The sequence below is a fragment of the uncultured Microbacterium sp. genome (assembly GCF_963521695.1).
Lineage (GTDB): Bacteria > Actinomycetota > Actinomycetes > Actinomycetales > Microbacteriaceae > Microbacterium.
In genome coordinates this window covers 1-8,599 of record NZ_CAUQWC010000154.1, presented here as the reverse complement: position 1 = coordinate 8,599, position 8,599 = coordinate 1, and the positions used below count along the sequence as shown (strand labels likewise).

The window sequence follows — 8,599 nt, the reverse complement described above, 5'->3', positions numbered from 1 at the left end:
GCCTCGCCCTCCAGCACCCGCCGCACCCCCACGACCAGCGGGGCGCGGCTCAGGCGGTCGAGCGAGTCGACCTCGCGGCTGCCGCGCTCGAGGCGGGCGTGCGCGACGATGCCCCGCACGCCGCACTCAGCGGCTAAACCGGACACCCAGGCGACCTCCTCGAGCGACTGCCTCGGGTCGCATTCCGCCTGGACGAAGACGTACTCCGCGGGTCGCGACTCCTCGCCCCAGGCGGCCCGCAGCTGCTCCGGACCGTGGCGACGATCGAGATCCCCTTCGAGCCAGGCATAGCTCAGGTGCGCGGGATCCCACAGGTGCAGGTGGGTGTCGATCGCCCGCACGGAGCCGAGGCCCACGCTCGGGGCGATGGTCGGATGTCTGCGTTCTATCATTGCGGCATGTCCCTGACCGACGATGCGATCGACCAGATCAAGGCCATGATCGTGCGCGGCGAGCTGCGTCCGGGCGATCGGCTCCCGCCCGAGAAAGACCTCGCGGAGCGTCTCGGCCTCTCGCGCAACTCGCTGCGCGAGGCCGTCAAGGCTCTCGAGGTGATCCGGGTCGTCGACGTGCGTCGCGGCGACGGCACGTACGTCACCAGCCTCGAACCGGCGCTGCTGCTGGAGGCCATCTCGTTCGGGCTCGACCTGCACAACGACCGTTCGGTGCTGGAGCTGTTCGCCGTGCGGCGCATGTTGGAGGCGCAGGCCGCGGCGTTGGCCGCGCAGCGGGTGGATGCCGACCAGATCGCCGTCCTCGATGCGGAGATGGCCTCGGTGGATGCCGAGACGTCGGTCGACGACCTCGTCGCGCACGACGTGCGCCTGCACCGGCTCATCGCGTCGTTCTCGGGAAACCGGTACCTGGCGGGACTCATCGAGTCGCTGGCGGCGAACACCGTGCGCGCGCGGGTGTGGCGCGGCCTCACGCAGGAGGGGGCGGTCGAGCGCACCCTGGTGGAGCACACCGCCCTCGTGGACGCCCTGCGCGCGCACGACGTCGAGCGGGCCTCCGTGCTCGCCAGTGCCCATGTGTCGGGTGTGGAGGAGTGGCTGCGCCGAGCGAGTGCGGCGCAGGAGGACCCGACGAATCCCGCTGACCGAGAGCTGCTCGGGTCGGGGGACCGCACGGTGTCAGACCTGCCAGGCGGGGCGGTGGGCGAACACCTCGGTGTAGTACGACCGTAGGCGAAGCTCCGCGGCAGCCGCTTCGTCGACGATGACCGTCGCGTGGGGATGCAACTGCAGCACTGAGGCGGGGCACATGCTCGTGAGGGGGCCCTCGACGGCCGCCGCCACGGCTGCGGCCTTGCGGGAGCCGACCGCGATCAGCACGACCTCGCGCGCGTCGAGGATGGTGCCCAGTCCCTGCGTGACGCAGTGGCGGGGGACCTCGTCGAGCGAGGGGAAGAAGCGGGCGTTGTCGCGCCGGGTCTGCTCGGTGAGCGTCTTGACCCGGGTGCGGGATGCCAGCGACGAGGTCGGCTCATTGAAGCCGATGTGACCGGTGGTGCCGATGCCGAGGATCTGCACGTCGATCCCTCCGGCGAGCGCGATCAGGTTCTCGTAGCGCTCGCCGGCGGTGGAGAGCCGGTCGACGGATCCGTCGGGCACGTGGACGCGCTCGGGATCCAGTCCGAGGCGCGCGGTCACCTCGCGCGAGACGACCGACCGGTAGCTCTCCGGGTGCGCCGCCGGGAGGCCGACGTACTCGTCGAGCGCGAAGGCGCGAGCGGCACGGACGCCTGCGAGATCCCGGCGGGCGAGGGCGTCGTAGACGGGGAGGGGCGACGACCCCGTCGCGACGCCGATCACCCGCAGCGCACCGGCGTGCGCGCGCCGCTCGATGATGTCGGCCGCGAACTCTCCCGCAGTACTCTCGTTCGTGGTGATGACGACCTGCATCGTGTTCCTCCCGTGCGCGTGCCGCGCGACGATGGACGGGCCAGAAGAGCTTCTGGCGGTTTATGGCATCGATGCCAATCATATGTCAGACTGTGGAAGCTTCGACAGGATGGGCCCACCGTGACTGACACACTCCCTCGCTCCCTCGCCGCAGAGGCGGCCCCGGCCACCGCGCCGACGCCTACTCTCACCTGGGCCGACAACCGACTTCTGCGCGACGGTGTCCCCACTCGGCTGCTGTCGGGTTCGGTGCACTACTTCCGCATCCATCCCGCCCTGTGGAGGGATCGGCTGCAGCGGGTGAAGGATCTCGGCCTCACCACCGTCGACACCTACGTGCCGTGGAACTTCCACCAGCCGGATGCCGACCGTGCTCCCGACTTCACTGGCTGGCGCGACCTCGAGGGCTTCCTCCGCATCGCCGCGGAGCTCGGTCTCGACGCCACCGTGCGACCGGGCCCGTACATCTGCGCCGAGTGGTCGAACGGGGGACTCCCCGTGTGGCTCACCGGTCGCGGCATTCCGCTGCGGTCCTCCGACGAACGGTTCCTGGGCCCCGTGCGCGAATGGTTCTCGCACCTTCTCCCACGGATCGCGGCGCTGCAGGCCAACGTGGGCGGACCGGTCGTAGCGGTACAGGTCGAGAACGAGTTCGGCAGCTTCGGCGACGACCGCGCCTACCCCGCGACCCTCGCACGCGAGCTCCGCGCCCACGGCATCACCGAGATGCTCTTCACCGCCGACGGTCCGACCGAGCTCATGCTCGACGCCGGTGCGGTCGACGGCGTGCTCCAGGGACTGACCCTGGGCTCGAGGGTCGACGCGGCACGCGAGCTGGCGCGCACCCGTCGTCCCGACGAACCCCTGCTCGTCGCCGAGTACTGGAACGGCTGGTTCGATCACTGGGGCCATCCCCACCACGTGCGCGGCGCGGCCAATGCCGCCGAGACGCTGGCGACCATCGTGAGCGACGGAGGAAGCGTCGCGCTCTACATGGCCCACGGGGGCACGAACTTCGGGCTCTGGGCCGGCGCCAACCGCGTCGACGGAGAACTGCGGGGCACGGTGACGAGCTACGACTCCGACGCGCCGATCGCCGAGGACGGCACGCTGACCGAGAAGTTCCACGCCATGCGCGCCGTCCTGGGCGCGACCGCCCCGATCGTCTCCGCGGCGCCATGCCTGGTGGCCCCGCAGCGGGCGGTTGCCGTGCCCGGGGCCGGCCTCGAAGAGGCCGTGGCGAGCCTCGCGTCGCCGTCGAGATCGGTGGCCTCGACGGTCTCGTTCGAAGAGCTGGGACAGGATTCCGGTCTTCTCCTGCTCGCCGCCGACGTGCTGTTGCCGCGAGGGGAGGTCGAGCTCGTCCTTTCTCACGTCGCCGATCGCGCGATGGTGCGCGTCGACGGGCGGCCCGCCGGAACCGTCAGTGAGTCCGGCTCCGTCGTCGTCGCCGGAACGGGCGCCCCCGCCCGTGTGGAGATCCTCGTCGAGAACCTGGGCCGAGTGAACTACGGATGGTCGCTGGGGGAGAAGAAGGGACTTCTCGCCCCCGTCCTGGTCGAGCGCCGCATGGTGCAGGGATGGGAGGCAGCGTCGATCGACATCGCCTCGGCCGGCGAGACCGCGCTCGCCCTCCTGGCCGCGCCGGGGACTCCGGATGCCGCGGGCGGAGCCTCGGCGGTGTTCCACCTCCCCGAGCCGGCCGACGCGCACCTGGCCCTCCCGGGCTTCGCGCGCGGTTTCGTGTGGATCAACGGCTTCCTGCTGGGCCGGTACTGGGAGATCGGACCGCAGCAGACGCTCTACGTGCCGGCGCCGCTGTTGCGCGCCGGCGAGAACACGGTCGTCGTGCTGGAACTCGAGCGACGCGGGACGAGCATCGAACTGCGCGACCGCGCCGAGCTCGGACCCGAAGAGGAATACATCGAGCAGTTCTGAGCGGGGCCGATCGCGTCGTTCGACGCCGTGTGGACCCGCTCGCATCGCGAGGGCGACAGAACTGTCCGGCTGTGAAGAGGGACGGAACCGCCCCGGCTCTGCGAACCGCGGCAACGGCTCGGCCGGGGAGCTCGCGGGAATGCGCCGAACCCTCCGGATCCGGCACGCGACGAACCGGCTCGGTGCGCCGACCGAGCCCCCCGACTCAGCGGGGCGCGGTGCTGGAGCGGATGACCAGCTCAGGGGCGACCGTCACGCGCGTGCGCTCCACGCTCGGGTCGTCGATCGCCGCCAGCACGTGCTCCACCGCGATGCGTCCCATCTGCTCGAAGGGCTGGCGGATCGTCGTCAGCGGCGGGTGGGCGAACTGCGCGAGCGGGATGTCGTCCATCGACACGACCGAGACGTCTTCCGGCACGCGTCGCCCCTGCTCGGCGAGGGCGCGCAGCAGCCCGAAGGCCATCTCGTCGGACGACGTGAACACGGCGGTGGCATCCGGCATCCGGGCGACGATGAGACCGTTGCGGTAGCCGGACTCGGCGGTCCAATCACCGTGCAGGATCGGCGGGACGGATCGGCCCGCTTCGCGCAACGCGGACTCCCATCCGGTCGTGCGCCCCGACGCGTCTCGCCATGACGCGGGACCGGCGAGGTGCCAGACCGTCTCGTGGCCGAGGTCGAGCAGATGCTGGGTGGCCAAACGCCCCGACTGCTCCTGGTCGAGCGCGACGACATCATCCTCGGCGGAGCTGGACCCGTCGATGACCGCGGTGGGCAGACCGTTCGTCACCCGGCCGAGGGCGAGTTCGTCCCAGATGGGCACCGCCACGATGAGGCCGTCGACGCCCTGATCGCGTAGGTGCTCCACACCGTCGGTGATGGCGGCGGGCGATACCGAGGTCGTCCCTGCGGCGCTGACGAAGTATCCGCGCTCGCGTGCGGCGCGGTTCACGCCGAGCATGATCGCCGCCGGGGCGTACTGGTCGGACTCGTGGGTGAGGATGCCGAGAGTCATGCTGCGCCCGGTGACCAGCGCGCGCGCGAGTCCCGTCCGGCGGTAGCCCGTGCGTTCCACGGCTTCTTCGACCTGCAGCCGGGTGACGTCGGAGACGTTGGGGTGCCCGCGCAGCACACGCGAGACGGTCTGGGGTGAGACGCCGGCCACCGACGCGACGTCGGCCATCGTGGGTGCCCGCAGGCGTTTGGCGCCGCTGTGCTCCATGACCATTGACCCGACGTTCCCCTCCGCGATCGCGCGCGATCCCCCGACCAGAACTCTCATGCTAGCCGCGGGCCGCTTACGGTCGCGCGGAGCGCTGAGGGTGCCAGGAGGGAGAGGCGGGTGAGGTGGACCGTGCCGCGCGCGCTGACGATGCGGATACGTGCCGCGCGGATGCGCTTGCGTGGCAGCTCCGCGATCCGCCGGTAGCCGACCGCGCCGACGGTCAGCACCGTGCGGGTCGCACCGTCGGCGTCCTCGACGTCGATGTCGATGCGGTCGACCATCTGGCCGCGGGCGATGTCCTCGTCGATGATCAGGCCGTCGATCTCGACGGGCTCGTCCCAGCGCACGACGACGGAATCGCCCTCGTCCAGGTCGAGCACGGCGTCGTGGGTGATCGCGGCGATGCGGCGCCCCCGGTGCGAGACCGTGGCGCGACCCGTGCGGTCGCGGACCGGGAGTTCGGCGACGAGTGCTCCGAGACCGCGGAGCGCCTCGACGTCGGCCGCGTGGACGACCCCCGTGGCATCCGGCGGGACATTCAGCAGAAACCCGCTGTTGCCGCCGACGCTGCGCCGATAGATATCGAACAGCTCCTCAGGGGAGCGCACCTGGTCATCCTCGGCCGGGTGATGGAACCACCCGGGTCGGATCGAGGTGTTCACCTCGGCCGGGTACCAGACCAGCCCGTCGGAGGAGGCCTCGATCGCGGTACGGGATCCGAGGTCTTCCTCGTCGGATCGCACGAGACGCGCGAAGACTCCGTCATCCTGCTGCTGGGAGCGGGATGCCACCCGCTCGGCGTCGCGCAGCGAGGCCGGGACGACGCTCCACTCGTCGGCTCGGGTATGGCCCGCCTCGTTGCCGCACCAGCGCACGTCGGGACCGCACACGCTGATGACCGCATCGGGCTGCAGTCGGCGGACGACCTCGTAGTAGCGATCCCAGTCGTAGAGCTGCACGCGCCCGTCGGGGCCTTCGCCGTTGGCGCCGTCGAGCCAGACGGTGGAGATGGGCCCGTAGTCGCTCAGCAGTTCGGTCAACTGCGCGACGAAGAAGTCGTCGTAGGCCCGGCCGCTGCCGTACCGCGCCTCGGTCCGGTCCCACGGCGAGAGGTAGACGCCGAACGCCAGTCCGTGACGGGCGGCGGCCTCGGCGCTTTCGCGCACGAGGTCGCCGCGACCGCCACGCCACGGGCTGGCGGCGACGGTGTGCGAGGTGAGCGCGCTCGGCCACAGGCAGAAGCCGTCGTGGTGCTTGGCGGTGAGGATGACCCCGCGCGCCCCGGCGGCGGCGACCGCTCGCATCCACTGATCGGTGTCGATCCCTGCGGGATCGAACAGCGCGGGATCCTCGTGACCCTCGCCCCATTCCCGATCGGTCATGGTGTTCATGCCGACGTGCAGGAACGCGGTGAACTCGCGTTGCTGCCACGCCAGTTGGCGAGGGGACGGGACGACGGCCGCAGCCTCACGGATACGGGGCGACAGGGGTGAGGTCAACGGAATCTCCGGTTGTAGAGCGCGAGCAGCACGATGAGGCCGCCCAGGCCCGCCAGCATCGCGAAGAAGTTGGTCCAGCCCACCGTCTGCTGGTTGACGATGACGACCACGGTGCATGTCACGAAGACGAGGAGCGCGGCCACGGACGTGACGATCTCGCGCACGTCGAGGGTGCGGCGATGGCGGGGGGTGCTCACTTGATTCCTCCTCCTCCGACCGACTGCAGCAGTCGGCGTTGAATGACGGCGTAGAAGACGATGACGGGGACCATGACGATGACCATTCCGGCGTACAGCACGCCGTAGTCGGCGGCCGCGCGCTGCGCCTGGAAGAGGTTGAGCAGGCCCACCTGGAGCGTCTTGGAGTCACCGGGCACGAGGGTCAGCGAGATGATGAAGTCGTTCCAGTACGCGAGGAAGTTGAACAGCAACGCCGTGCTGATCGCGGGCAGGGCAAGCGGCAGCATCACCGACACCATCGTGCGAAGGCGCGAGGCGCCGTCGAGCATCGATGCCTCTTCGTACTCGATCGGAATGGTACGGAAGAACGTCGAGAGCAGATAAATGGTGAACGGCAGCGAGGTCGCCGCGTACACCAACGCCAGAACGGCGAGGTTGTCGATGAAGACGCCCTCGGGGAAGAGCCCCCGCAGCGCACGGTCCCAGCCCAGCAGTTGCAGGAAGATCGGCACCACGATGTAGTTCACGTTGATGAACAGGCCGGCGAGGATCGCAACCTCGAGCACGGCCTTGCCGCGGAATTCGAATCGCGCCAGCACGTACGCCGCCGGAACCGCCACCACGAGCGAGATGGCCAGCGCGAGCACGGTCACGAAGATCGAGTTAACGAAGTAGTCGCCCATGCGCGCGTTCACGAACGCATCGACGAAGTTCTGCACGTGCACGCCGAGGGGCGGTGCCCACGGGTCGCCGTAGAACTCGGGGCGGGTCTTGATGGATGCCATGAACACCCACGCCGTGGGAACGATGATCGCCGCGCACAGCGCGATCATGACCGCATTGATCACCGTGCGGTTGAGGCGGCCCGAGGTGCGGGCCGCGTCGGAGCGCACGGGGGCGAGTCGTCGTCGCTGGCTCGGGGTGGGCGCCTCGGGGCGCACAGGGCTGAGGTTCAGAGCCATCAGAACTGATAGACCTCTCGCTTGGTGGCGCGGTTGATGATCAGGGCGAGCACGAACGAGAACACGAAGATCACCACGCCGATCGCCATGCCGTAGCCGTAGCTGGAGTTGGTGTAGGCCTGCCGGTACATGTAGTTCAGCAGGACGTCGGACGAGCCGTTCGGACCGCCGTCGGTCAGCGCACGCACCAGCACGAAGGCCAGGTTGATCGAGGAGATGATGAAGAACGTCAGAGTCGTGCGCAGGGTGCTCCACACGAGGGGCAGTGTGATCGTGAAGAAGGTGCGCACAGGACCGGATCCGTCGATCGAGGCGGCCTCGTAGACGTCGGCGGGGATCGAGCTCATGCCCGCGAGGTAGAGCAGGACGTAGTAGCCGATCGACTGCCACAGCATCGCGATGGCGATGCTGTACATGATGATGCTCTCGTCGCCGAGCCAGACCTGGGTGAGGTGGCCGAGTCCGATCGTGGAGAGGAAGTTGTTCAGCAGCCCGCTCTGCTGGTCGTACACCGCGGAGAAGATGGCGGCGACGACGACGATCGACAGGACGCTGGGCAGGTACAGCACGAAGCGGTAGAAATTGCGCGCCTTCAGACGCGGGTTCATCAGCAGCGCCGCAATCACCAGCGCGGCGGCCATCGTGACGATCGTCACGACCACCAGCAGCAGCAGGGTGTTCTGCAGGGAACGCAGGAACTGCGTGTCGCCGGCCAGGGCGACGAAGTTGTCGAAACCGATGAATCGCGCGGTGCCGGTGAATCCGGTCCACTGGAACAACGACATACGGAAGACGTCGACGGTGGGGATCACCATGAACACGACGTACAGGGCTAACGCCGGGGTCAGGCACAGCAAGATGAAGCGACCCCGGCCGCGGGTCAAGGCGGAGG

At 69.4% G+C, this 8,599-nt stretch carries 8 protein-coding genes and 1 pseudogene; 2 read left to right on the top strand and 7 right to left on the bottom strand.

Going from position 1 to position 8,599, the window contains the following annotated elements; genetic code table 11:
• Nucleotides 1-392: pseudogene (locus RWP81_RS11580) on the bottom strand (hypothetical protein); the annotation flags it as partial.
• A 6-nt stretch (nt 393-398) separates the two neighbouring features.
• Here RWP81_RS11580 and RWP81_RS11575 point away from each other — a divergent pair.
• Nucleotides 399-1,187 (top strand): FadR/GntR family transcriptional regulator, encoded by a 789-nt coding sequence (locus RWP81_RS11575; RefSeq protein ID WP_314456250.1) that lies wholly within the window; start codon nt 399-401, stop codon nt 1,185-1,187.
• On the opposite strand, the gene nagB is transcribed toward RWP81_RS11575, so the two are convergent.
• Entirely contained in the window at nt 1,134-1,904 is a 771-nt protein-coding gene (gene nagB / locus RWP81_RS11570; RefSeq protein WP_314456249.1) for a glucosamine-6-phosphate deaminase, read from the bottom strand. The genes RWP81_RS11575 and nagB overlap by 54 nt on opposite strands.
• Before the next feature lie 120 nt (nt 1,905-2,024).
• Here nagB and RWP81_RS11565 point away from each other — a divergent pair, with 120 nt between their 5' ends.
• Nucleotides 2,025-3,842, top strand: coding sequence for a beta-galactosidase (locus RWP81_RS11565; protein WP_314456248.1), 1,818 nt, complete (start codon nt 2,025-2,027; stop codon nt 3,840-3,842).
• A 205-nt stretch (nt 3,843-4,047) separates the two neighbouring features.
• Here RWP81_RS11565 and RWP81_RS11560 read toward each other — a convergent pair whose 3' ends face one another.
• From RWP81_RS11560 to RWP81_RS11540, 5 genes are all read right to left on the bottom strand, one after another.
• Nucleotides 4,048-5,064: a substrate-binding domain-containing protein gene (locus RWP81_RS11560; RefSeq protein ID WP_314456246.1), complete on the bottom strand. Its 1,017-nt coding sequence runs from the start codon at nt 5,062-5,064 to the stop codon at nt 4,048-4,050.
• A gap of 56 nt (nt 5,065-5,120) precedes the next feature.
• Nucleotides 5,121-6,566 (bottom strand): alpha-L-fucosidase, encoded by a 1,446-nt coding sequence (locus RWP81_RS11555; protein ID WP_314456244.1) that lies wholly within the window; start codon nt 6,564-6,566, stop codon nt 5,121-5,123.
• On the bottom strand, nt 6,563-6,763 hold the full coding sequence (locus tag RWP81_RS11550; protein WP_314456242.1) for a DUF6903 family protein: 201 nt from the start codon (nt 6,761-6,763) through the stop codon (nt 6,563-6,565). The genes RWP81_RS11555 and RWP81_RS11550 overlap by 4 nt, the downstream gene beginning before the upstream one ends.
• Complete coding sequence (locus RWP81_RS11545; protein ID WP_314456240.1) at nt 6,760-7,707, bottom strand: carbohydrate ABC transporter permease; 948 nt, start codon at nt 7,705-7,707, stop codon at nt 6,760-6,762. The genes RWP81_RS11550 and RWP81_RS11545 overlap by 4 nt, the downstream gene beginning before the upstream one ends.
• Nucleotides 7,707-8,599, bottom strand: an 893-nt coding sequence (locus RWP81_RS11540; RefSeq protein WP_314456239.1) for a sugar ABC transporter permease, incomplete at its 5' end; no start/stop codon positions are given. The genes RWP81_RS11545 and RWP81_RS11540, both read right to left, overlap by 1 nt.